Annotated in this window: 24 protein-coding genes; 9 read left to right on the plus strand and 15 right to left on the minus strand. The window is 62.9% G+C overall.

Annotated elements, in window-relative coordinates; all coding sequences use genetic code 11:
• Positions 1-16: 16 nt before the first annotated feature.
• Positions 17-1,867, minus strand: coding sequence for a M3 family oligoendopeptidase (locus PMI07_RS20875; RefSeq protein ID WP_037087862.1), 1,851 nt, complete (start codon positions 1,865-1,867; stop codon positions 17-19).
• Positions 1,868-2,024: 157 nt separating this feature from the next.
• On the opposite strand from PMI07_RS20875, the gene PMI07_RS20880 reads away from it, so the two are divergent.
• Both PMI07_RS20880 and PMI07_RS20885 read left to right on the plus strand, forming a co-directional pair.
• The gene (locus PMI07_RS20880) at positions 2,025-3,587 is read left to right on the plus strand and encodes a sigma-54 dependent transcriptional regulator (RefSeq protein WP_007758137.1); all 1,563 of its coding nucleotides are present in this window, start codon (positions 2,025-2,027) and stop codon (positions 3,585-3,587) included.
• Positions 3,588-3,788: 201 nt separating this feature from the next.
• Positions 3,789-5,693: a DUF882 domain-containing protein gene (locus PMI07_RS20885; protein ID WP_245277208.1), complete on the plus strand. Its 1,905-nt coding sequence runs from the start codon at positions 3,789-3,791 to the stop codon at positions 5,691-5,693.
• A 75-nt stretch (positions 5,694-5,768) separates the two neighbouring features.
• Here the strand turns inward: PMI07_RS20885 and PMI07_RS20890 are convergent, their stop codons facing one another.
• The 3 genes from PMI07_RS20890 to PMI07_RS20900 all read right to left on the minus strand — a co-directional run bounded on the left by PMI07_RS20890 (position 5,769) and on the right by PMI07_RS20900 (position 7,250).
• Positions 5,769-6,041, minus strand: a complete 273-nt coding sequence (locus PMI07_RS20890; RefSeq protein ID WP_007752220.1) for a DUF2312 domain-containing protein — start codon at positions 6,039-6,041, stop codon at positions 5,769-5,771.
• Positions 6,042-6,127: 86 nt separating this feature from the next.
• Entirely contained in the window at positions 6,128-6,436 is a 309-nt protein-coding gene (locus PMI07_RS20895; protein ID WP_007752223.1) for a DUF1244 domain-containing protein, read from the minus strand.
• A gap of 22 nt (positions 6,437-6,458) precedes the next feature.
• Positions 6,459-7,250 (minus strand): N-formylglutamate amidohydrolase, encoded by a 792-nt coding sequence (locus PMI07_RS20900; RefSeq protein WP_007752226.1) that lies wholly within the window; start codon positions 7,248-7,250, stop codon positions 6,459-6,461.
• 272 nt (positions 7,251-7,522) lie between these two features.
• Between PMI07_RS20900 and PMI07_RS20905 the strand changes: the two genes are divergently transcribed.
• Positions 7,523-7,933, plus strand: coding sequence for a DUF1036 domain-containing protein (locus tag PMI07_RS20905; RefSeq protein WP_037087866.1), 411 nt, complete (start codon positions 7,523-7,525; stop codon positions 7,931-7,933).
• Positions 7,933-9,372, plus strand: a complete 1,440-nt coding sequence (gene pyk, locus PMI07_RS20910) for a pyruvate kinase (RefSeq protein ID WP_024163998.1) — start codon at positions 7,933-7,935, stop codon at positions 9,370-9,372. The genes PMI07_RS20905 and pyk overlap by 1 nt, the downstream gene beginning before the upstream one ends.
• Positions 9,373-9,444: 72 nt before the next feature.
• Here pyk and PMI07_RS20915 read toward each other — a convergent pair whose 3' ends face one another.
• The 7 genes from PMI07_RS20915 to PMI07_RS20945 all read right to left on the minus strand — a co-directional run bounded on the left by PMI07_RS20915 (position 9,445) and on the right by PMI07_RS20945 (position 14,083).
• On the minus strand, positions 9,445-10,188 hold the full coding sequence (locus PMI07_RS20915; RefSeq protein ID WP_007757848.1) for a hypothetical protein: 744 nt from the start codon (positions 10,186-10,188) through the stop codon (positions 9,445-9,447).
• 77 nt (positions 10,189-10,265) lie between these two features.
• Positions 10,266-11,303 (minus strand): alpha/beta hydrolase, encoded by a 1,038-nt coding sequence (locus PMI07_RS20920; protein WP_245277213.1) that lies wholly within the window; start codon positions 11,301-11,303, stop codon positions 10,266-10,268.
• A gap of 22 nt (positions 11,304-11,325) precedes the next feature.
• A complete protein-coding gene (locus PMI07_RS20925; RefSeq protein WP_007757846.1) occupies positions 11,326-11,946 on the minus strand; it encodes a hypothetical protein in 621 nt (206 codons plus the stop codon).
• A 99-nt stretch (positions 11,947-12,045) separates the two neighbouring features.
• Positions 12,046-12,171 (minus strand): type B 50S ribosomal protein L36, encoded by a 126-nt coding sequence (gene ykgO, locus PMI07_RS20930; protein ID WP_003497670.1) that lies wholly within the window; start codon positions 12,169-12,171, stop codon positions 12,046-12,048.
• Between the two features lie 122 nt (positions 12,172-12,293).
• On the minus strand, positions 12,294-13,373 hold the full coding sequence (locus tag PMI07_RS20935) for a 5-(carboxyamino)imidazole ribonucleotide synthase (protein ID WP_007757843.1): 1,080 nt from the start codon (positions 13,371-13,373) through the stop codon (positions 12,294-12,296).
• Positions 13,370-13,867, minus strand: coding sequence for a 5-(carboxyamino)imidazole ribonucleotide mutase (purE, locus tag PMI07_RS20940; RefSeq protein ID WP_007757842.1), 498 nt, complete (start codon positions 13,865-13,867; stop codon positions 13,370-13,372). The genes PMI07_RS20935 and purE overlap by 4 nt, the downstream gene beginning before the upstream one ends.
• Before the next feature lie 12 nt (positions 13,868-13,879).
• Positions 13,880-14,083: a DUF465 domain-containing protein gene (locus PMI07_RS20945; RefSeq protein WP_007757840.1), complete on the minus strand. Its 204-nt coding sequence runs from the start codon at positions 14,081-14,083 to the stop codon at positions 13,880-13,882.
• A 230-nt stretch (positions 14,084-14,313) separates the two neighbouring features.
• Here PMI07_RS20945 and PMI07_RS34385 point away from each other — a divergent pair, with 230 nt between their 5' ends.
• The gene (locus PMI07_RS34385) at positions 14,314-14,490 is read left to right on the plus strand and encodes a DUF465 domain-containing protein (protein WP_007757839.1); all 177 of its coding nucleotides are present in this window, start codon (positions 14,314-14,316) and stop codon (positions 14,488-14,490) included.
• A gap of 146 nt (positions 14,491-14,636) precedes the next feature.
• Here PMI07_RS34385 and PMI07_RS20955 read toward each other — a convergent pair whose 3' ends face one another.
• Positions 14,637-14,897 (minus strand): metalloregulator ArsR/SmtB family transcription factor, encoded by a 261-nt coding sequence (locus PMI07_RS20955; RefSeq protein WP_007757835.1) that lies wholly within the window; start codon positions 14,895-14,897, stop codon positions 14,637-14,639.
• 114 nt (positions 14,898-15,011) lie between these two features.
• Complete coding sequence (locus PMI07_RS20960) at positions 15,012-15,782, minus strand: sulfite exporter TauE/SafE family protein (protein ID WP_024163999.1); 771 nt, start codon at positions 15,780-15,782, stop codon at positions 15,012-15,014.
• 128 nt (positions 15,783-15,910) lie between these two features.
• Here PMI07_RS20960 and PMI07_RS20965 point away from each other — a divergent pair, with 128 nt between their 5' ends.
• Together PMI07_RS20965 and PMI07_RS20970 are read left to right on the plus strand one after the other, a co-directional pair.
• Entirely contained in the window at positions 15,911-16,564 is a 654-nt protein-coding gene (locus PMI07_RS20965; protein ID WP_007773001.1) for a thiamine phosphate synthase, read from the plus strand.
• A gap of 8 nt (positions 16,565-16,572) precedes the next feature.
• A complete protein-coding gene (locus tag PMI07_RS20970; protein ID WP_037087869.1) occupies positions 16,573-17,709 on the plus strand; it encodes a tetratricopeptide repeat protein in 1,137 nt (378 codons plus the stop codon).
• Between the two features lie 131 nt (positions 17,710-17,840).
• Here PMI07_RS20970 and PMI07_RS20975 read toward each other — a convergent pair whose 3' ends face one another.
• Together PMI07_RS20975 and PMI07_RS20980 are read right to left on the minus strand one after the other, a co-directional pair.
• A complete protein-coding gene (locus PMI07_RS20975; RefSeq protein WP_007773005.1) occupies positions 17,841-18,176 on the minus strand; it encodes a DUF1648 domain-containing protein in 336 nt (111 codons plus the stop codon).
• Positions 18,173-18,364, minus strand: a complete 192-nt coding sequence (locus PMI07_RS20980; RefSeq protein ID WP_037087740.1) for a hypothetical protein — start codon at positions 18,362-18,364, stop codon at positions 18,173-18,175. Before PMI07_RS20980 ends, PMI07_RS20975 begins: the two co-directional genes overlap by 4 nt.
• Here PMI07_RS20980 and PMI07_RS20985 point away from each other — a divergent pair.
• Both PMI07_RS20985 and PMI07_RS20990 read left to right on the plus strand, forming a co-directional pair.
• The gene (locus tag PMI07_RS20985; RefSeq protein WP_024164000.1) at positions 18,363-19,163 is read left to right on the plus strand and encodes an inositol monophosphatase family protein; all 801 of its coding nucleotides are present in this window, start codon (positions 18,363-18,365) and stop codon (positions 19,161-19,163) included. The genes PMI07_RS20980 and PMI07_RS20985 overlap by 2 nt on opposite strands.
• Positions 19,164-19,298: 135 nt before the next feature.
• Complete coding sequence (locus tag PMI07_RS20990) at positions 19,299-20,351, plus strand: hypothetical protein (RefSeq protein ID WP_024164001.1); 1,053 nt, start codon at positions 19,299-19,301, stop codon at positions 20,349-20,351.
• The last annotated feature ends 3 nt before the right edge of the window (positions 20,352-20,354 follow it).

Genomic DNA, 20,354 nt, shown 5'->3' on the forward strand with positions numbered 1-20,354 from the left:
GCATTAAGGGAATGCGTCAGGCCTTGTCCAGAGCCTCCAGCTCGTCGATCAGGCCTTCGATCATCGACAGGCCCTTGGACCAGAAGGATGGATCGGTGGCGTCGAGGCCGAAGGGTTTCAGCAGTTCCGAATGATGCTTGGTGCCGCCGGCCTTCAGGAGCTCGAAATACTTCTGCTGGAAGCCCGGAGCGGCGTTCTGGTAGACCGCGTAGAGCGAATTCACCAGGCAGTCGCCGAAGGCATAGGCGTAGACGTAGAAGGGCGAGTGGATGAAGTGGGGGATGTAGGTCCACCAGCTTTCATAACCTTCGGAAATCTTGATGGCGGGTCCGAGGCTTTCGCCCTGGACGGAGAGCCACAGCTCGCCGATCTGCTCGGCGGTCAGCTCGCCTTCCTTGCGAGCCGTGTGGACCTTGCGCTCGAACTGGTAGAAGGCGATCTGGCGCACGACCGTGTTGATCATGTCCTCGACCTTCTGGGCGAGCATGGCCTTGCGCTCACGTTTGTCGGTGGTCTTTTCAAGCAGCGCGCGGAAGGTCAGCATCTCGCCGAAGACGGAGGCGGTTTCGGCCAGCGTCAGCGGCGTCTGGCACATCAGGGCGCCCTGGTCGCCGGCGAGAACCTGGTGCACGCCATGGCCGAGTTCGTGGGCCAAGGTCATCACGTCGCGCGGCTTGCCCATGTAGTTGACGAGCACGTAAGGGTGGGCGGAGGGCACGGTCGGGTGCGCGAAGGCGCCGGGCGCCTTGCCGGGGCGCACCGGCGCGTCGATCCATTCCTCCTCGAAGAAGCGGCCGGCGATCTCGGCCATTTCGGGCGCGAAGCCGCGATAGGCGTCGAGCACGGTATCCTTCGCCTCAGTCCAGGAGATCAGCGCGTTCGGGGTTTCCGGCAGCGGCGCGTTGCGGTCCCAGAAATTCAGTTGCTCCATGCCGAGCCATTTTGCCTTCATCGCGTAATAGCGATGCGAGAGGCGCGGATAGGCCTGCTTCACGGCTTCGGCGAGCGCATCGACCACTTCGCGCTCAACGCGGTTGGCGAGATGGCGGCTGTCGGCGATATCCTCGAAGCCGCGCCAGCGATCGGAGATTTCCTTGTCCTTGGCGAGCGTATTGGTGATCAGCGTGAAGACGCGCAGGTTGTCGCCGAAGGTCTTCGACAAGGCTGCTGCGGCCTTGGCGCGGGTTTCCGGCTGCGGCTCCTGCAGCATGTTGAGGGTGACTTCGAGCGGCAATTGCTCGCCGTCGATCTCGAAGCGGAGCTCGGCCATGGTCTCGTCGAACAGGCGGTTAAAGGCGGCCGCCGAGGTCATCGATTTTTCGAGGAAAAGCTGTTCGAGCTTGTCGTCGAGCTGGAAGGGCTTGTCCTTGCGCAGGTCGACCAGCCAGGGGCGGTAGTGGCCGGCGGCAGGATCACGGTCCATGCAGGCGTCGATGACCGTATCGTCGATGCGATTGAGTTCCAGCGCGAAGAACAGCAGGTGCGCGGAGAGGTCGGTCAGCTTCGCCTGCACGTCGCCATAGAATTTGCCGTTGGCCGGGCTCGACGTATCGGAGAAATAGGTGAGGCCGGCGAAGGAGCCGATCTTGCCGAGCAGGTCATCGAGCGCCTCGTATTCCTTGAGCGCCTCGCCGATGCCGCCGGCGCCGGTCTTCATTGCGGCTTCGGCAAGCTTGCCCTTCCACTTTTCCTCGAAGGCGATCGAGAGCTTGGCCGCTTTTTCCATGTCGGCCGTGAAGGCCGGGGCATCCTTGGCGGCATAGAGATCCGAGAGCTTCCAGACCGGCAGAAGGCCGAGCGCCGGGTCGGAGGCGGCAGCGCCTGCGGCGGTTGCGGCCAGAATTTCGGGGAGGACGGTGGCGGACATGTTCATCGCTTTTTTCCTTCTCAACCTGTTGCGTCTGTTTTCCTTGCCGGCCGTTAAAATGCAAGCTTTTCTCAAAAGGGGATGTTCAAGGCTTTCTGACACAACCAGCGGCATAACAGCCTAAAAGGGCCATGATGACCATTGCTGGGAGCCGAGCATGATTGCGCAAATCCTCGTTGTCGATGACGATCCGATTCAGCGTCGCCTGTTGAAAAATGCGGTGGAACGTTACGGCCATGCCGCCCATCTTGCCGAGAACGGACTGGCGGCGCTGGAGTTCCTGAAGCGTACCGCGACCGACATCAATGTCATCGTGCTCGACCTGATGATGCCGGAAATGGACGGCCTCACCTTCCTCGCGGCAATCCGCGAACTCGGCATCGAAACGCCGGTGATTGTCCAGACGGGCCAGGGCAGCATCGAATACGTGGTGCAGGCGATGCGCGCCGGCGCCTTCGATTTCGTCGTGAAGCCGGTATCGCCGGAACGGATCGGCGCCTCGATCACCAACGCGCTGAAGCTCGACCAGAAGGAATCGAAGGCCCGCGTCGGCCGCCGCCATCGTGCCGGCGCCGTCGGCTTCGGCGACATCATCTCGGCGAGCCCGGACATGCTGCGCGTGATCGATCTTGCGCAGCGCGCCGCCCATTCCAACATCCCGGTGGTGCTGGAAGGCGAATCCGGCGTCGGCAAGGAAATGATCGCCCGTGCCATCCAGTCGAACAGCGACCGGGCCGGCAAGCCGTTCATCACCGTCAACTGCGGTGCCATTCCTCACAATCTGGTGGAAAGCATCCTCTTCGGCCACGAGAAGGGCGCCTTTACCGGTGCTTCGGAAAAACATACCGGCAAGTTCGTGGAAGCCGATGGCGGCACGCTTTTCCTCGACGAGATCGGCGAATTGCCGCTCGACGTGCAGGTGAAGCTGTTGCGCGCCGTGCAGCAGGGCGAGGTCGAGACCGTCGGCGCTTCCAAGGTCCAGAAGGTCAATGTCCGGCTGATTTCGGCAACCAACAAGGACCTGATCGAGGAAGTCCGGGCCGGCCGCTTCCGCGAAGACCTCTATTATCGTCTCAACGTCTTCCCGATCACCATTCCGGCGCTGCGCCGCCGCAAGGAAGACATTCCGCATCTCGCCCGCGTGTTTGCCGAGCGCTTCTCGACCGAGCAGAAGCTCAACCGGACGCTGGCTGTCGGCGCCGGGGCGCTGGCGCTTTTGACGGCCTACGACTGGCCAGGCAATATCCGCCAGCTCGAAAACGCCGTGTTCCGCGCGGTGGTGCTGGCCGAGGGCGACGAGCTCACCGAAGAGGATTTTCCGCAGATCGCCGCGCAGATCCCGGAATTCCGGCCGGCAGAACTGGCAGCGACTGCGGTCATGCCGTCACCGGGCGCCATGTCCGATCATGCGATGCGCGAGGCGCTCGCCGATTCGCCGGTGTTTGCCAACAGCGACAAGGCCAGGGCGGCACGGCCTGATGCGAAGGCCATGCTGGCCGCTGCTTATCCCCAGGAAAACGTCATCGTCAGCACCGACGAGACGGGCGAGGTGAGGAAACTTGCCGATGTCGAGGAGGAGCTGATCCGCTTCGCCCTGAAGTTCTATCGCGGTCAGATGAGCCAGGTTGCCCGCAAACTCGGCATCGGACGCTCGACGCTTTATCGTAAACTTAAGGATTACGGCATCGATCCTGACGATCCGCTCAAGGAAGCCGCGTAATTACTGCCGCGCAATTGCTAATGTATTAGCTAGTGTTAACCTTCGCGCAAGGATGTCCTGTCAACGTCTGTCAATCTTCGATTAGTCAATTGTTGACTATACGGGAGAAGCTTGTACATGTGTGGCACATTTGCCATCGTGTCACCGCAATTGACAGTCATTTGGGCAACGTGGGACGTTGTCGACAGGACGGGGATCGTTTTGCCGGATCAGTATGCAAAAGAAACGCCTTCGGGTGAGAAAAGGCGCGGCGGCGAAGCCGGGCTTTTTGTGAACCTCACCAAGCGCGTTGTGGCTATCGCCGTGTTGATGTTGATGGCGCTGCCTGTGCTTTCGGTCTCGGCAAGTGATGCGTCCGCCCAGGACAAGAGCCTCAAGCTCTATTTCGTTCATACCGGCGAGAAGGCGGTCATCACCTTCAAGCGGAACGGCAAGTTCGACCCGAAGGGCCTCGCCCAGATCAACCAGTTCCTGCGCGACTGGCGTCGCAACGAACCGGCCCGGATGGATCCGCGGCTCTTCGATCTCGTCTGGGAAGTCTATCGCCGTTCCGGCGCCAGCGACTACATCCATGTGGTTTCCGCCTATCGTTCTCCCACCACCAACAACATGCTGCGCACCCGTTCGCGCAACACCGGTGTGGCCAAGAACAGCCAGCACATGCTCGGCAAGGCCATGGACTTCTACATTCCCGGCGTGAAGCTTTCGACACTGCGCGGGCTTGCCATGCAGATGCAGGTCGGCGGCGTCGGTTATTACCCGACCTCCGGTTCGCCCTTCGTGCATCTCGATGTCGGCGGCGTGCGCGCTTGGCCGCGGATGACGCGCCAGGAACTGGTGCAGATCTTCCCGAACGGCAACACGATCCATCTTCCCGCCGACGGCAAGCCGCTTCCCGGCTACGAAACGGCGATGGCCGACTACAAGCGGCGCGTCGGCTCCGATTCGATCCAGATCGCCGGTACGGCCGGCGGCGGTATCCGTGGCGACGGCTCGGAACGGAAGCGTCAGCCTAACCTTCTGGCCTTCCTGTTCGGCGGCGGTGGTGCCGACGAGGAGGAAGACAACGAGGAAAGTGCTGCTCCGGCCGTGGCGCGGCGTGCTCCTCCGGCTGCAAGGCCTGCTGCGGACGACGAGGGCGAAGCCCCCGTGGCGGTTGCGTCGGCTTCGCCTTTGACAGGCCAGACGCAGAATCAAGCCCAGGCGCCGGCACAGGCGCAGACGATTGCAGCACCCGTACCGCTTTCGCGTCCGGCCTTCCGTTCAGATGCCGGCGGGCTTGCGACGGCGCTCTATTCTCCGGCGCGCAACCCGGCCCAGGAAGCGCTCGCCCTGCAGGCGTCCGCTCCGATCCAGCCCAGTGGCGAAACCTTTGCCGATCTTTCCACCTACAACATCCCGGTTCCGACGCTGCTTGGACCGCGTGGCTTCAAGGGTGACGCGGAAAGCGGCGTGATGACTGCCTCCGTCGGCCCGATGCCGGGGCCGGAGGAAATCGCGTCGGTACCGCTTCCCGGCCAGCGCCCCAACATGGCGGCAGCCGCTCCGGCTGCCAAGGCTGAGGAACAGCAGGAGCTGACGCCGGCCCTCGTTGCCGCGCTTGCCCAGAGCGTCGAGCCGCGGCCAGCGGCCGTGGTGCCGTCCATGCCCGTTGCCTCGGCCCAGCCTGCGCCTGTTCCCGCTCAGCCTGCCCCTGCATTGGCGGCGGCTCCGATGCCGGTCCAGAAGCCGGTCGAAACGGCCTCAGCTTCTCCGAAGGTGATCCATTCCAACAAGAACGCCCAGTTCGGCGACGGTTTCGATGCGCCGCGCAGCCCGGTCACGGCTTCGACAAGCGCGCTTCCGATCCCCGCCAAGGGCGGCCGTCCGGGCCAGCCTGCTGCTGCGCCGCATACGGCCAATGGCGGCGCGCTTACGGGCGACGTGCTGGCGCAATGGGCTCTCAACAACAATCGTGCCAATGCGGCCGCCTCGATGAAGGCACCGCGCGTCGTCAGCCGAACCCTCAACAACGAATATTCGGCAGGCTATTCCGGCGGCGGCTTCAGGCCGGTTGCAGCCACGGTGGCGATCGACCCGAACCGCTTCAGCGGTCCGAACAACTGATCGCCGGACGGATCGAAGGCCATGAAAAAACCCGCCGGAATGGCGGGTTTTTTCATGGCCTTGTGCCGGAGAAGATCAGGCGGCGTCCTGGTCGGCAGGGGCCTCGATCATGCCGAGTGCCTGGAGGTAGGTGTCGAGGATCAGATCCTCTTCCATGCGCTCCTGGTCGTCCTTCTTGCGAAGGGCGATAACCTTTTTCATGATCTTGGTGTCGTAGCCCATGCCCTTGGCTTCGCCGTAGACATCCTTGATGTCGTCGGCGATGGTCTTCTTTTCTTCTTCCAGTCGTTCGATACGCTCGATAAATGCGCGGAGCTGGTCGCGGGCGACGCCATGAGCATCAGACATCGGGGCCTCCTGATCGTGTAGATTTCAATGAATGGTCGTCAACTGCCGAAAAGCCGCCGCAAGGTCAAGCCCAATCGGCAAATCGATCAGCCATGGGCCGGCTTGTTCACGTCGAATGCGGCTTTTTGTGCATCCGAGGCTTCCGCCTGGTGCAGATTTTTCCAATCCTCGTAGGGCATGCCGTAGACGATCTCGCGGGATGCGTCCTTGCTGAGGTCGATGCCGGCGTCGCTGGCGGCGTCGCGATACCAGTTCGACAGGCAGTTGCGGCAGAAGCCGGCGAGGTTCATCAGGTCGATGTTCTGCACGTCGGCGCGCTCGCGCAGATGCTGGACGAGGCGGCGGAAGGCGGCTGCCTCGAATTCGGTCCGCTGTTCTTTCGTGAGTTCGCTCATAGGCCCACCTCTTGGTGTCGTGTCAGACCGGATAGGGACCGGTACGCGAGGGAAAGATCCTGTATTCATGCAATATGGGGTCGGCGTTGAGCGTCTTGAAGACCGGTGCCAGCCTTTCCGCCCAGGCGGCGATGCCGGCCTCGTCTCCGATCAGGTCCTGGCGGACCTCGAGAAGCGCGTGGGCGATACCGGACATCATGCAGTGCCGATACATGGTGTCGCCCTTGAGCGCGCCGTCATAGGGCTCGTTGTCGCCGACGACGATGTCGCCGGGTTGGCCGAGCAGTTTCAGGAACGGCGTCACGGCGCGGTCGTCGCTGTCCCAGAGCACGGCCGCATGCCAGGGGCGGGCGACGCCCTTCCAGAACGGCGTGAAGGAATGCAGCGACAGGACGAGCGGCGCGCGGCCCGAGGCGCCTGATTTGGCGATGGTGCGCTCGACGGCGCGGTGATAGGGCCGGTGATAGGTATCGAGGCGGAGATCCCACTCGTCCTGGGTGATCGGATGATTGCCGGGGATGATCGCGCCGTCGGAAATCTTCATGATCAGGGTCGGATCGTCTTCGCCGCGGTTCGGGTCGATCAGCAGGCGGGAGAAACAGCCGAGCACGGCCGGCACGCCCAGCATCGCCGCCAGCCGGCGGGTCAGCCCCTCGATGCCGATGTCGAAGGCTATATGACGGTGGAAGGCGCTCTCCGGCAGGCCAAGGCTGCCATAGGACGCGGGCAGTCGGTTCATGGCGTGGTCGGCGAGCAGCACCATGCCGCTGTCATAATCGCCTTCTATGATCTCGAAAGGAATGAAGTCCTGCATCGCTGTCCAAAAGGGAGTTGTTTCGGAAGGCCGCTCGAAAGACGGGTGTTGATGGCATGGGGAAAGCCTCGACGCAAGTCGTGCGGGAGCGAAGATCAGCGCAGGTTAAAGGCGTGAGACGGACTAATCGATTAGAGTTACGTTGACTTTCCGACTCCGCCGCGCGAAGAAAGTGCTTCACGAATAACCATGGAGTCCTGACGGAAACCGTGTCGAAAAAATCCCCCAAAGCCACTCTTCGCTCCATCGTTTCCGCCCCGGCGTTTGTTGCCATGGTCGCCTCCGGTGTTCCGCTTCTCGCGGCGACCGCTGCGCATGCGGATTTCCGCGTCTGCAACGCCACGCAGAACCTCGTCGGCGTGGCGATCGGCTATCGCGCCACGGAGGGCTGGACCACGGAAGGGTGGTGGCAGGTTCCGGCCTCCACCTGCGCGACGCTGATCGAGGGCGAGCTGCAGTCGCGCTATTATTATCTTTATGCCGAGGATGCGGCCCGCGGCGGCCGCTGGACCGGCAATGTGAACATGTGCGTCGCGGAGAACGAGTTCAAGATCGTCGGCGTCAACGATTGTTTTGCCCGTGGCTTCCAGCGCATGGGCTTCAAGGAATATGACACGGGCCGTCAGGGAAGTTGGATGGTCCAGCTTTCGGATACGCCTGGCACACAAGAAGGCCAGAACTGATGAGGCGCAACCGCAAAGTAAAGATCCTCGCCACCCTTGGACCGGCTTCGTCCGAAGAGGCGATGATCCAGAAGCTGCACGAGGCGGGGGCCGATCTCTTCCGCATCAACATGAGCCATGCGAGCCACGACCTGATGCGCACGCTGATCACGCGCATCCGCGCCGTCGAGGAACGCAGCGGCCGGCCGATCGGCATTCTCGCCGACCTTCAGGGCCCGAAGCTGCGCGTCGGCAAGTTCGCGGCCGGCAAGGTGACGCTTGCTCCGGGTCAGACCTTCACGCTCGACAACCGCGATGAACCCGGCGACGAGACGCGCGTCTTCCTGCCGCATCCGGAAATCCTGGAAGCGGTGAAGGTGGGCCATCGCCTGCTGATCGACGACGGCAAGCTGGCGCTGAAGGCCGAGAAGGCCGATGGCAAGAGCATCGTCTGCAAGGTCATCGCCGGCACCAGCATTTCCGACCGCAAGGGCGTCAGCCTGCCCGATACGCTGCTCGGCGTCGGCGCGCTGACCGAGAAGGACCGAATCGACCTCGACGCAGTTCTCGCGACCGACGATGTGGACTGGGTGGCGCTGTCCTTCGTCCAGCGTCCCGACGACCTGGCCGAAGTGCGCAAGATTGCCCGTGGTCGCGTCGGCATCATGTCGAAGATCGAGAAGCCCCAGGCGCTCGAGCGTATCGACGAGATCATCGAACTTTCCGACGCCGTCATGGTGGCACGCGGCGATCTCGGCGTCGAAATGCCGATCGAAGCCGTTCCGGGCATCCAAAAGCAGCTGACCCGCTTGTGTCGGCGGGCCGGCAAGCCGGTCGTCGTCGCCACCCAGATGCTGGAATCGATGATCACCGCGCCGGTTCCGACCCGTGCCGAAGTGTCGGACGTGTCGATCGCCGTCTTCGAAGGCGCCGATGCAATCATGCTGTCGGCCGAATCGGCTTCCGGCCAGTATCCGGTCGAGGCGGTCTCGATGATGGCGTCGATCGCCAGCACGGTCGAGCAGGATCCGCTTTACCCGAGCATCATCTACGCCCAGCGCGCGACGCCGGAAGCGACCGGTGCCGACGCCATTTCGCTGGCTGCCCGACAGATCGCCGAAACTCTGAAACTGTCGGCCATCGTCACCTATACCTCGTCGGGCACGACGGGCCTGCGAGCATCCCGCGAACGCCCGCAGGTGCCGATCATCGCGCTGTCGCCGATCGTCCAGACGGCGCGCCGGCTTTCGGTCGGCTGGGGCATGCATTGCGTCGTTACCCATGACGCGACGGATCTTGACGACATGGTCAACCGCGCCTGCCGCATCGTCGTGTCGGAAGGTTTCGGCAAGCCCGGCGACCGGATCATCATTTCGGCCGGCGTGCCGCTCGGCACGCCGGGCGCCACCAACATGCTGCGCATCGCCTATATCGGCTCGGACGGCCAGAGCGGCATCTGAGGCGTATCTCTAGACAGACAAAAACCGCCGGAGCGATCCGGCGGTTTTTTGTTGTGCGCAGTTGATGGGCCGTCAGACGGTGATGCTGACCGTCGGCATGGTGGAGACCGTGCCGGTCAGCGTGTTCACCGAAGCGTCGAGGCTCTGGGTGCCGGGCACGGAGGCAGTGCTGTTCTGCTCGCGCAGCCTGCGGGCGGCCTCTTCCAGCAGCGCCTTGATCTGGCGGGCGACGGTGCTGAATTCCATCGCCGTCTTGATGTCGTCGAGGGAAAGCCTGGGCGTCTCCTGCGGCGTTTCGTCCATCGCGTCGAGATAGGCCTGCTCGGCGTGGGAGACCGGCTTTTCATCCTCCGTCGACTCGTCGCCGGTGGTATCTGCGGCCGCGGCCTGCGCGCTCCCGTCAAGGGTTGGGTCAGTTGTCTCGACGCCAGCCGGAGCATCGGCGGGGGCGGAGGTCATGGCCCCGCTGCTCCCGGTCAGGGCCTCGGTGAACTCGCGGGCGGCGCCGGCGACCATGACGCCGAGCTGAGCTGCCTGCTTGGCGATCACTTCCGGATCGAAACCCCAGCGGCGCATGAATTCGAGCTGCTGCTTGGCATCATCGAGCTTCTGCTTGGCGCGGGCCTTTGCCTGTTCTTCCGCCTCGTCAGTCGCTTTCGTCAGCGACGTCAGGCCATGGACGAGGCGATCGTAAACCTCGTCCTCGGGGCTGGATGCATCGGGCGATGCAGTTGTTGCGGCGTCTGTCGAAGTCGACGTGCCATCCGGCTTTGCAGGCCGCGCCGAGTAGTCCCTGCCAATGCTGCCGATCTCCATCTCGTCTTTCTCCGATTCCGTTGAGCCGGAGGTTGGGACGGGCAGCTTGCTTCGGGCTGGCGCAGGTTGAGCAGGGCTCAGGTTTTCTCGATCGAGAGATCCATTTCGGGGGCGGAGTGTTCCGCCGCCGGTGCCAGACGCGCTTCCGCGATGCGGGCCGCGGCCTTCAGGTCGCGGGGAAGGCCGGCTAGCTTCTCGATCGCCGCGATCACCACGTCGGTCGCCACATAGTCCGGCTTGTGGCCGAGATTGCGGATGGAGACGAGTTCGGACCCGGCGATATCGCGGGCGAGGCCGCGCGAATGGATTTCCTCCGCGACGATCGCGTCGCTGTCGCCGGTGATGATCACCGTCGGTGCGGTTATCTCATTGTAGCGCGGCGCAACACGCGTCACGTAACCGTTGAGATTGGCGACGTCGATCGCGTTGCTGCGGAACGCCTTCGGGCGCAGCACCAGATACGGCGCACCGTCCGCAAGATAGGTCTCGGGGCAGGGGTTGGGGTGGAAGACGGAGCGCGTGGCCGCCTTCATTATCGCGAGGCCGGCCGGCAGGGAGAGAAGATGGCTGAACAGCCGGCCGACCAGGGGGCGGGCGGTGAGATTGTAGTACCAGTCGATCCGGCCGGGCCAGGGATGGGTGGCGGGGGCCAGGAACAGCAGGCCGGCGGTCTTTTCCGGATGGTAGAGGCCGAAGCTCGCGGCGATCGCGCCGCCGAAGGAATGGCCGGCGATGATCGCCTTGTCGATGCCGCGCTTTTCCATCAGCCTTGCGATCGCTGCCGCCTGGCCGTCCGGGAAGCCGTTTTCAGGGCCGCCGCGCTCGGAATAACCGTGGCCCGGCCGGTCGACGAAGAGCATTTCGGCGCGGCCCTGAAGCGCTCGGCGGAAGGCTGCCTCCTGGTCGCGGAAATTGCCGCTGGCGCCATGGATGAAGACGATCGCCGGCAGGTCGGCGCCGGCCGGTTTCGGCAGATGCAGCGAATTCATGGAAAAGCCGCCGACATCGATCAGCTCGCCGGTATTCGGGAACGCTGCCTCGATCGCCTTGGCTTTCCAGGCGGTGAAGCAAAACGCAGTGGCAACAATGCCGGCGATGGCAGGGGGCAAGATCATCATGAATGGACTGCCGAAAGGCTCAGGTCCGGTTGCCGGCGAGCTTTTCGGAAAGCTTGGTAACGGCTTCCTGGGCGTCGCGGTCGGCGGGGTAGACGGCGAGATAGTCCTGCCATGCCTTCAACGCCAGATCGTCCTTGCCGGCTTCGCTGAGGATGCCGGCCATGCCGGCCAGCGCTCCGAAATGGCGCGGCTCGCGCTTCAGCACTTCGGCGATGTCGGCCATGGATTTGCGGGGGTTGCCCATCGTGTAATGCAGCGTTGCGCGGCGGTTCCAGCCCTCGGCAAAGGCCGGATCGAGCACGGTCACCTGATCGAGGAAATCGAGCGCCGCGGCGTTGCGCTTTTCCTTGATGGCGGTCGCAGACCACTGCATCAGCAGGTTGACGGTGGCGCTGCCCGAATCGTTGAGGTCGGCGATGATCTGGCTGGCGATGCCGCGGGCCTTTTCAGGATTGCGTTCGCGCTTCAAGGCATCGAACAACGGATCCACGGGCTTGCCCGGTTTCTGGGCGACAGCCGGAATGAAAGGAGCGGCGGCGGGAGGTGCTGCAGGCGGCTTGGGCGCCGCGGTCTGGGCGAGAGCGGACGAAGCGGTGAGGCTCGCGGCGAGAATCAGGGTGCTGAAACGAAAATAGCGCATGCGGATAAGGTAATCCGCCTGCGCCGAAGGTCAAACCCGATTTGTCGTGTTATCGACAATTTGATCGGCTGCGGTCGAGACCGAAGCCGAATGCCTTTATCAGCCCTGACGAGCCTTGAAGCGCGGGTTCTGCTTGTTGATGATGTAAACGCGGCCCTTGCGGCGAACCAGACGGTTATCGCGGTGACGAGCCTTCAGCGCCTTAAGCGAGTTCTTGATCTTCATTTTCCTGGTCCAGCAGTCTGTGGGCTCGAAGCCGCATGTCTATCAATCAAAAGCGCGCCGCCTGTTTCTTTGAGGGGCACGCTCTCAGTTGGGCGTGCAGATAACCCGAGCCAATCTGCGTGTCAACCTTGTGACGGCGTTTTCAGGCCGTTCAATTCGGTCACATGGCCCATTTTCCGGCCCGGTCGGGATTCCGTCTTGCCATAGAGGTGGACGAGCACGTCTTTCTTCAAAAGCCAGGCCGGTACGTCCTGAATATCGTCGCCGATCAGGTTGGTCATCACGCAGTCGGAATGGCGGTGCGGGTTGCCGAGGGCAAGCCCCGCGACGGCGCGGATGTGCTGTTCGAATTGCGAGACGATGCAGGCGGCTTCCGTCCAATGGCCGGAATTGTGGACGCGCGGAGCGATTTCATTGGCGATCAGCGTGCCGTCCGCCATCACGAAGAACTCCATGCCGATGACGCCGATATAGTCGAGTGCGGCGAGCAGCTTCTCGGCCGATTCGCGGGCGGTCTTCGCCGTCGCTTCGGAGATCCTGGCGGGCAGGGTGGAGGTGTGGAGAATGCCGTTCCTGTGGACGTTCTCGGCTGGGTCGTAACAGGCGACCGTGCCGTCCTTGGCGCGGGCGGCGATGATCGACACTTCGCGCTCGAAGGGCACGAAGCTTTCGAGAATCAGCGGCACGCCGCCGAGCGCGTCATAGGCGCCCGCGGGCGTGTCCTCGGCGGAGCGGAAGACGCGCTGGCCCTTGCCGTCATAGCCCATCCGGCGGGTCTTCAGGACGCCCTGGCTGCCGAAATCGGCGAGCGCCTTCTCAAGGTCGGACTGGCTGTCGACGGCATGGAACTTGGCGGTCTCGATGCCGCAGGAATTCAGGAAGCGCTTTTCGGTCAGCCGGTCCTGCGACATGTCGAGGGCCTTGGCCGGAGGATGGACCGGGACCGAGCGCTGCAGCGCCTCGGCGGCGCCGACCGGCACGTTCTCGAATTCGTAGGTGACGACGTCGCAGCGGCCGGCGAGTTCGGCAAGCGCTGCCGGATCGTCATAGGCGGCGGTGATCTGGGCGTTGGCGACCTGGGCTGCCGGGCAGTCGGCCTGCGGTTCGAGCACGATCGTGCGGAAGTTCAGCCGGGCTGCGGCCATGGCCAGCATGCGGCCGAGCTGACCGCCGCCGATAATGCCGATCGTGTGGACAGTCATGGAGCCTCGTCGATTGGGTAGTCCGCAACGGCCGCACTCTGGCGAGCGCGCCATTCGTCGAGCCGGTCGGCGATCTCGTCGTCGTTGAGGGCGAGGACTGCGGCTGCCAGCAGGGCGGCGTTGATGGCGCCGGCCCGGCCGATCGCCAGCGTGCCGACCGGAATGCCGGCGGGCATCTGGACAATCGACAGGAGGCTGTCCTGGCCGGACAGCGCCTTCGACTGAACCGGCACGCCGAAAACCGGAAGCGGGGTCATGGCGGCGGTCATGCCGGGCAGGTGGGCCGCACCGCCGGCGCCGGCGATGATGACCTGGAAACCTTCGGCACGGGCGCCCTTGGCAAACTGCATCATCCGCTCCGGCGTGCGATGCGCCGAGATGATACGGGCCTCATAGCCGATATCGAGCGCTTCCAGCGTATCGGCGGCGTTCTTCATGGTCTCCCAGTCCGACTGGCTGCCCATGATGATGGCGACAGCAGGTCTTTCAGACATGGCGGCCCCTCTTCAAGCGATGATATCCGGAACGATCTGATCTTCGAACTGCGTGATCTTGTCTTTGAGCGACAGTTTCTTCTTCTTCATGCGCTGCACGCGCAGGGCGTCGCAGCCGACCTGGATCATGGCGTTGATGGCAGCGTCGTAATCCTCGTGTTCCTGCCGAAGTTTCGCGAGCACCAGCCGGATATCCGCCTGTTCCTGATCTGCCATATTCCAGTCCCCATTCTCACGCCCGCATTTTCAGCGGTGGTCGGCCATGTCCGCAAGCCTCTACCACCAAACCGCGTTAACGGGAAGTTAGACAAGGTCACGAATTTGCCTCCTTGAAACCACGATTTCACCTTCGACAAACCCGGCCGATCGTGTCACACTTCCTTCGTAAACCTGAAGCCTCGGCATTAGGGAATGCCGTGGTAGGTACCAAGGAAGGAACATGCCACATGACCGTCCAGGCTCATATCGCATCGCTTGAAAAGAAGCATGGTGCTTTGGAGGAGGAGCTCCAGGCAATTCTCGCGTCACCCTCCGCCGACGACCGTGAAATAGCCGAACTCAAGCGGCGCAAGCTGCGCATCAAGGACCAAATGCAGCGCCTTAAGGCAACCACGCGTCATTAGTTCCTCAGTAGGAGAACCCGCCGCGCGCCCGGTGTTTAATCAGTCAGAGGCGTATTTCAAAGCGGCAAAATAAAAATCCAAAAATATCAATGACAAAGTTCTGGTCGTGGCAAAGATCGCAAATCTTAGGGTTTGCAGTCTGGACCTCACGACCAGAACTGATCAAGCCACAGGTTAAGGCTGTCGAAGCCTTTGCTGTTGACGGAATAGATACGCCGCGTGCCTTCCGCCGTTACATTCACCAGATTGCTGTCCAGAAGAGCCTTCAGATGCTGCGATACCGCGGGCCGGCTGATCGGCAGGCCTTGCGCCAATTCGTTCACGGTTTTCGGGGCGCGCCGTAATTCCTCCAGCAGATACCGCCGGTTAGGATCAGCTATGGCTGCGAAGGGATCAACGGTTGTCATGCGTTGAACTTACGGTAAACGTTGGGTAACGGCAAGATTTATTGTGCGTCGCAACAATAGCCATTGCCTTATTTTGTGTTGCTTTTTTAGCTACGCCGCGCTCGCCTTGCCGGATCAGAACGGCAGGCCGTCCCACAGCAGCTTCAATCCCGCGCAGAATGCCAGACCGTAAGTCATCGGATAGAAGGTTTCCGCCTTCAGATGCTTGACGATGGCCGCGCCGATCATGGTGGCGATCAGGGCCACCGGCAGCAGGGTTGCGGATATGGTCAGGTTCTCCGCGTCGAGCGCGCCGAGGAAGAAGTAAGGGATGACCTTGACCGCGTTGACGATCGCGAAGAAGCGGATACTTGCCCCGGTATAGGATTTCGGATCGAGCCGCATCGGCAGGACGTAGATCTGGAAGGGCGGTCCGCCGGCATGGGCGACGAAGCTCGCGTAACCGGACAAGGCGCCCCAGAAGGTGGCGGCGGCCGGACGGTGCGGCAGGGGAGCCCTCGGCCGGTTGGAGCGGGGACCGTAGACCTGCCAGAAATAGCGCACGGTAAACAGGATCGTCGCGGCCGCGATGACGAGGCGCAATGCGTTGTCGGATACATAGGCCGAGGTCGCCCAGCCGAGCGCAATGCCGATGATGCCGCCGGGCAGGATCATCAGGAGCGTCTTGCGGTCGTTGAAATTCCGCCAGGACCACAGCGCGACGATATCCATGACGATCAGGATCGGCAGGAAGATCGCCGCCGCCTTGACCGGGTCGACGGCGAGCGACATCAGAGGCACGCCGAGCAGCCCGATGGCGCCGCCGATGCCTCCTTTCGAGAGGCCGACAACCAGAACCGCGGGGATGGCGAAGGTGAAGAAGGCGAGGCTGAGCGTATCGGGCATGAAGACTCGGGACGGGGAGGGGAGTGAGGCGAGGGAATGGTTGATCCGGCAGTCCGTCCGGTCTATCGAATTTGCAGACAGAAAACGAGTGCGGATTTGACAAGCCGATCCGCCAAACGGGAAGAAACATGACCGGACAGGAAGACCGCTGCCGCCTCGTGCTGATCGTGCCGCATTATGACGACACCGACCAGCAGGCCAAGGATCTCGAAGCGGCGCTCGCCGGCGGCGACGTCGCCTCGGTGATCCTGCCGCAATACGGCCTTGACGACCAGGCGTTCCAGAAACGCGCGGAAGTGCTGGTCGAGCTGATCCAGGCGGCGGGTGCCGCGGCGCTGATCTCCGGCGACAGCCGGGTGGCCGGCCGTATCAAGGCAGATGGTCTGCATCTCGGCGGGAACCTGACGGAGCTGGAGGAGACGATCGAGAAATTCGTGCCGAAGATGATCGTCGGTTCCGGCGGCGCGGCCGACCGGCATCAGGCGCTGGCGATCGGCGAATTCCGTCCCGACTACATCTTCTTCGGCAAGCTCGATGGCGACATCAAGCCCGAAGCGCATCCGAAGAACCTCGCACTTGCCGAATGGTGGGCCTCGATGATCGAGATCCCCTGCATCGTCATGGGCGGCACTGATCCGTCATCCGCGCTTGCCGTTGCGGAGACGGGTGCGGAATTCGTGGCACTGAAGGGAGCGGTCTTTTCCGGCCCGCAGGGACCAGCTGCGGCAGTCGCCGAAGTCAACGCGATTCTGGACGAAAAAGCGCCACGGTTTGAGGCTTGATGGAGCCCATGCCGTCGAACCGCCTTTCCCGCGTGATTCTGAAAGGGCTGCTGGCGACACTCGTCGCTTTGGCAGCGCTGCCTTCCCTTGCCTTGGCGCAGGCGAATTCCAGGGCGTTCACGCGGCCGGTGGAGCCCGATTTCCAGCCGATGAAAAAGGGCCGGGTCGAGATCCAGCCCGTACCCGGCTCGGCGCAGGGGAGCAAGGAGCCCGAGGGCCAGCCGGACGGCATCGTTCCTTCGGGCGGCGTCGAACTTTACCAGCGCATGGGCGCGACCCTGCCGCCCGCGCCGGCTGAAAAGGCCTATGCCGGCAAAGTCGACGATGCCTACGGCGCCTATCAGCGCGGAATGTACGTGACCGCGCTCGACAAGGCGCTGACGCGCGCCGGAGCCGGAGATGCAGCGGCGCAGACGCTGGTCGCCGAAATGATGACCAAGGGGCTCGGTATCAAGCGCGACGCAAAGACCGCGGCATTCTGGTATCAGAAGGCGGCGGAAGGCGGCGATCCGGCCGCCATGTTCCAGTATGCGCTGCTGCTGATGACCGGGCGCGACGTGCCCCGCGACAAGCGACAAGCCGACGATTTCATGCGCAAGGCGGCGGAGGCCGGCAATGGGTCGGCGCAGTTCAACTGGGCGCAGATCCTGGTCTCCGAAAATCCCGGCGACAAGGGCCTGCATCTGGCGCTGCCCTTCTACGAAAAATCCGCGAAGCAGGGCGTGGCCGACAGCCAATATGCGGTGGCGCAGCTTTATGTGACGCTGAAAGATACGCCCCCGGAGAAGAAGGCGCAGGCTCGCGAATGGCTGGAACGTGCCGCCGATGCGGGTTTCGATACCGCGCAGCTCGACATGGGCCTCTGGATGGTCAACGGTGTGGCTGGAGACCGCAATTACGAAAAGGGTTTCGAGTGGCTGCGGATCGCCGCCCATCGCGGCAATGTCGTGGCTCAGAACAAGCTCGCCCATCTCTATATCAACGCGCTCGGCACTCGGCCCGATCCGGTGGAGGCCGCAAAATGGTACGTGCTGTCGCGCCGCGCCGGCCTTCAGGACCCGGAACTCGAAGATTTCTATCTCGGGATCAACGAAGACCAGCAGCGCCAGGCGATTGAAGCGGCAAACAAGTTCCGGCGTGGGTGAGGCCCGGTCCGGCGAAGCCGGAGCAATCGATCCAGTGAATCGATTGCAGGGCCGAACGCGCTGAGCCAAAGCGAAGCGCCGGGATACGGTGCGGCAAATGACCTTTACTCTTCATCGACAGGCAGGCTCGATCAGTTTCCCGACAATGCGTGACCGACGATCAACGCATGGCCTCCCGCCAGCACGACAATCACGAAGAGCCAGAGAGCCGTATAGAGGACTGGCTTAGCTGCAGCCTTGCGGTCGAAGCGTGGGGCGAGCGCAAATATCACGGTCGAGAGGAGCGCTGCGGCAGGGATAATCGACAGGGCGAAAGGCGCCGGCGCATAGCGGTCGGGCGTGCCGTCGAGGCCGAAATGCACTGCGAGTTCGGTGCCCGGCATTATCATGAACCACGTGGCGAGGGAGGCCGCGATCATGGTGGCGAGCAGCGCGAGGCTCAATGTCAGCGGCGGCGTGGCCTTCATTCTGCATTCCTCCGGAACCGTCGAGCACCAATTTTACAGACGCGGCCGGCGGCGGCAATGCCCGGATTCCGGTGGACGGCTTGAATTTCACGCTGTTTTATGGTCTTGAAGCCGCCAATCAAAAAATCGCTCATAAAACGCCGTCCCGTCCAGACGACAGTCGGGACAACCCCAAGGATTTCCCGCATGGCCCGCTCCGCCCTTCTCAACGTCATGGTCCAGGCTGCCCTCAAGGCAGGCAAGTCGCTTTCGCGAGATTTCGGCGAGGTGCAGAACCTGCAGGTTTCGGTGAAGGGCCCCAGCGATTTCGTATCCCAGGCGGATCTGAAGGCGGAAAAGATCGTCCGTGACGAGCTCCTGAAGGCGCGTCCGACCTATGGTTTCCTCGGCGAGGAAAGCGAAGAGCTGAAGGGCACCGACGGCGCGCATCGCTGGATCGTCGATCCGCTCGACGGCACCACCAACTTCCTGCACGGCATTCCGCAGTTCGCCGTATCGATCGCACTTGAGCGCAATGGCGAAGTGGTTGCCGGCGTCGTCTTCAACCCGGCGACGGACGAGCTGTTTACCGCCGAAAAGGGTGGCGGCGCTTTCATGAACGACCGCCGCATCCGGGTCGCTGCGCGCCGGGTGCTCTCGGACTGCGTGATCGGTTGCGGCATGCCGCATCTCGGCCGCGGCAATCACGGCAAGTTCCTGGTCGAACTGCGCCACGTGATGGGTGAAGTCGCCGGCATGCGCCGGTTCGGTGCCGCCGCTCTCGACCTTGCCTATGTGGCTGCCGGCCGTCTCGACGGTTTCTGGGAAACCGACCTTCTGCCCTGGGACATGGCCGCCGGCCTGATCCTGATCCGCGAGGCGGGCGGCTTCGTCAGCGACATGAAGGGCACGACGGACATCTTCGGCAGCGGCAATGTCGTCGCCGGCAACGAACTTATCCAGAAGGCACTGGTCGAAGTCGTCAACCGGCCCATTCCGACCCGCTGAGGCATTTTTGCGCCACCTCCCGGCTTAGATCTTCCGTACTCGATAGCTGACTGTTTTCCGAAGCTTCCGCACTTCAATTCGTCGCAATTTTCAACTAGCCTCCGGCGCGCAAGACTACCGGAGGCGAAGCATATTATGGCGAATGCGACAGTGGACGATTTGGACGCGTCTGAAACGAATCGCGGCGGCTATGCCTACAAACTTTCCAATCCTGCCTCGTTTTTGTGGACGATGTTGATCTTCCTGATCATCGTCGGTTTCGTCGCTTCCATCCTCTACCGCCAGGCCGCCCACGCCTTCCAGACCAATCCAGGCCTGAACGGCCTCATTCTCGGCGTTCTCCTGATCGGCGTGATCCTGGTTTTCAACCAGGTGATCGCCCTGATGCCGGAAGTGCGCTGGTTCAATTCCTTCCGCGCCGCCGGCAGCGCCGACAAGGTCGGCCGTGAGCCGCGCCTTCTGGCGCCGATGCGCACGCTGATCGGCAGCCGCCGCAGGATGGCGCTTTCGACCAATGCCTTCCGCTCGATCCTCGATACGATCGGCACGCGCCTCGACGAATCACGCGACACGTCACGCTATCTCATCGGCCTGCTCGTCTTCCTCGGCCTGCTCGGTACGTTCTGGGGCCTGATCGAGACGATTGGCTCTATCAGCAACGTCATCGGCGCGCTCGACCCGAATTCCGGCAGCTCCAACGATGTGCTCGCCGCCATCAAGAGCGGTCTTGCCCAGCCGCTCGCCGGCATGGGTACGGCGTTCTCGTCCTCGCTGCTCGGCCTTTCCGGTTCGCTGATCCTGGGCTTCCTCGACCTGCAGGCGGGCCGCGCTCAGAACCGTTTCTATACGGAACTTGAAAACTGGTTGTCTTCGGTGACCGACCTCGGATCGGACCTGCCGCCGGCCGTCGCCGAAACGATTGCGAGCGGTTCCTCCGAAGATTTGAGGGCGCTGACCGAGCAGTTGCGCGCGCTTGCCTCCGCCCAGACCAAGGGGCCGGTCGATGCCCATCAGAACGAGCGCTCGCTGTCGGCCATGGCCAATCTCGCCGAAGGCATCCAGGGTCTGGTCAAGAACATGCGCAACGAACAGCAGATGCTGCGTGACTGGATCGAGGCGCAGCAGGAAGAATCAAAGGCGCTCCGGCGCACGCTCGACCGTCTTTCCGATAAGATCGGGGGGAAGTAAGCG

It is taken from the genome of Rhizobium sp. CF080 (assembly GCF_000282095.2).
In the GTDB taxonomy this organism is placed as follows: domain Bacteria; phylum Pseudomonadota; class Alphaproteobacteria; order Rhizobiales; family Rhizobiaceae; genus Neorhizobium.

Bases quoted from the DNA above. Each gene is read 5' to 3' on its own strand.
- PMI07_RS20875 (WP_037087862.1), bottom strand. From the start codon at position 1,867: ATGTCCGCCACCGTCCTCCCCGAAATTCTGGCCGCAACCGCCGCAGGC.
- PMI07_RS20880 (WP_007758137.1), top strand. From the start codon at position 2,025: ATGATTGCGCAAATCCTCGTTGTCGATGACGATCCGATTCAGCGTCGC.
- PMI07_RS20890 (WP_007752220.1), bottom strand. From the start codon at position 6,041: ATGTCTGATGCTCATGGCGTCGCCCGCGACCAGCTCCGCGCATTTATC.
- PMI07_RS20895 (WP_007752223.1), bottom strand. From the start codon at position 6,436: ATGAGCGAACTCACGAAAGAACAGCGGACCGAATTCGAGGCAGCCGCC.
- PMI07_RS20900 (WP_007752226.1), bottom strand. From the start codon at position 7,250: ATGCAGGACTTCATTCCTTTCGAGATCATAGAAGGCGATTATGACAGC.
- PMI07_RS20905 (WP_037087866.1), top strand. From the start codon at position 7,523: ATGGTCGCCTCCGGTGTTCCGCTTCTCGCGGCGACCGCTGCGCATGCG.
- pyk (WP_024163998.1), top strand. From the start codon at position 7,933: ATGAGGCGCAACCGCAAAGTAAAGATCCTCGCCACCCTTGGACCGGCT.
- PMI07_RS20915 (WP_007757848.1), bottom strand. From the start codon at position 10,188: ATGGAGATCGGCAGCATTGGCAGGGACTACTCGGCGCGGCCTGCAAAG.
- PMI07_RS20920 (WP_245277213.1), bottom strand. From the start codon at position 11,303: ATGATCTTGCCCCCTGCCATCGCCGGCATTGTTGCCACTGCGTTTTGC.
- PMI07_RS20925 (WP_007757846.1), bottom strand. From the start codon at position 11,946: ATGCGCTATTTTCGTTTCAGCACCCTGATTCTCGCCGCGAGCCTCACC.
- ykgO (WP_003497670.1), bottom strand. From the start codon at position 12,171: ATGAAGATCAAGAACTCGCTTAAGGCGCTGAAGGCTCGTCACCGCGAT.
- PMI07_RS20935 (WP_007757843.1), bottom strand. From the start codon at position 13,373: ATGACTGTCCACACGATCGGCATTATCGGCGGCGGTCAGCTCGGCCGC.
- purE (WP_007757842.1), bottom strand. From the start codon at position 13,867: ATGTCTGAAAGACCTGCTGTCGCCATCATCATGGGCAGCCAGTCGGAC.
- PMI07_RS20945 (WP_007757840.1), bottom strand. From the start codon at position 14,083: ATGGCAGATCAGGAACAGGCGGATATCCGGCTGGTGCTCGCGAAACTT.
- PMI07_RS34385 (WP_007757839.1), top strand. From the start codon at position 14,314: ATGACCGTCCAGGCTCATATCGCATCGCTTGAAAAGAAGCATGGTGCT.
- PMI07_RS20955 (WP_007757835.1), bottom strand. From the start codon at position 14,897: ATGACAACCGTTGATCCCTTCGCAGCCATAGCTGATCCTAACCGGCGG.
- PMI07_RS20960 (WP_024163999.1), bottom strand. From the start codon at position 15,782: ATGCCCGATACGCTCAGCCTCGCCTTCTTCACCTTCGCCATCCCCGCG.
- PMI07_RS20965 (WP_007773001.1), top strand. From the start codon at position 15,911: ATGACCGGACAGGAAGACCGCTGCCGCCTCGTGCTGATCGTGCCGCAT.
- PMI07_RS20970 (WP_037087869.1), top strand. From the start codon at position 16,573: ATGCCGTCGAACCGCCTTTCCCGCGTGATTCTGAAAGGGCTGCTGGCG.
- PMI07_RS20975 (WP_007773005.1), bottom strand. From the start codon at position 18,176: ATGAAGGCCACGCCGCCGCTGACATTGAGCCTCGCGCTGCTCGCCACC.
- PMI07_RS20985 (WP_024164000.1), top strand. From the start codon at position 18,363: ATGGCCCGCTCCGCCCTTCTCAACGTCATGGTCCAGGCTGCCCTCAAG.
- PMI07_RS20980 (WP_037087740.1), bottom strand. From the start codon at position 18,364: ATGCGGGAAATCCTTGGGGTTGTCCCGACTGTCGTCTGGACGGGACGG.
- PMI07_RS20990 (WP_024164001.1), top strand. From the start codon at position 19,299: ATGGCGAATGCGACAGTGGACGATTTGGACGCGTCTGAAACGAATCGC.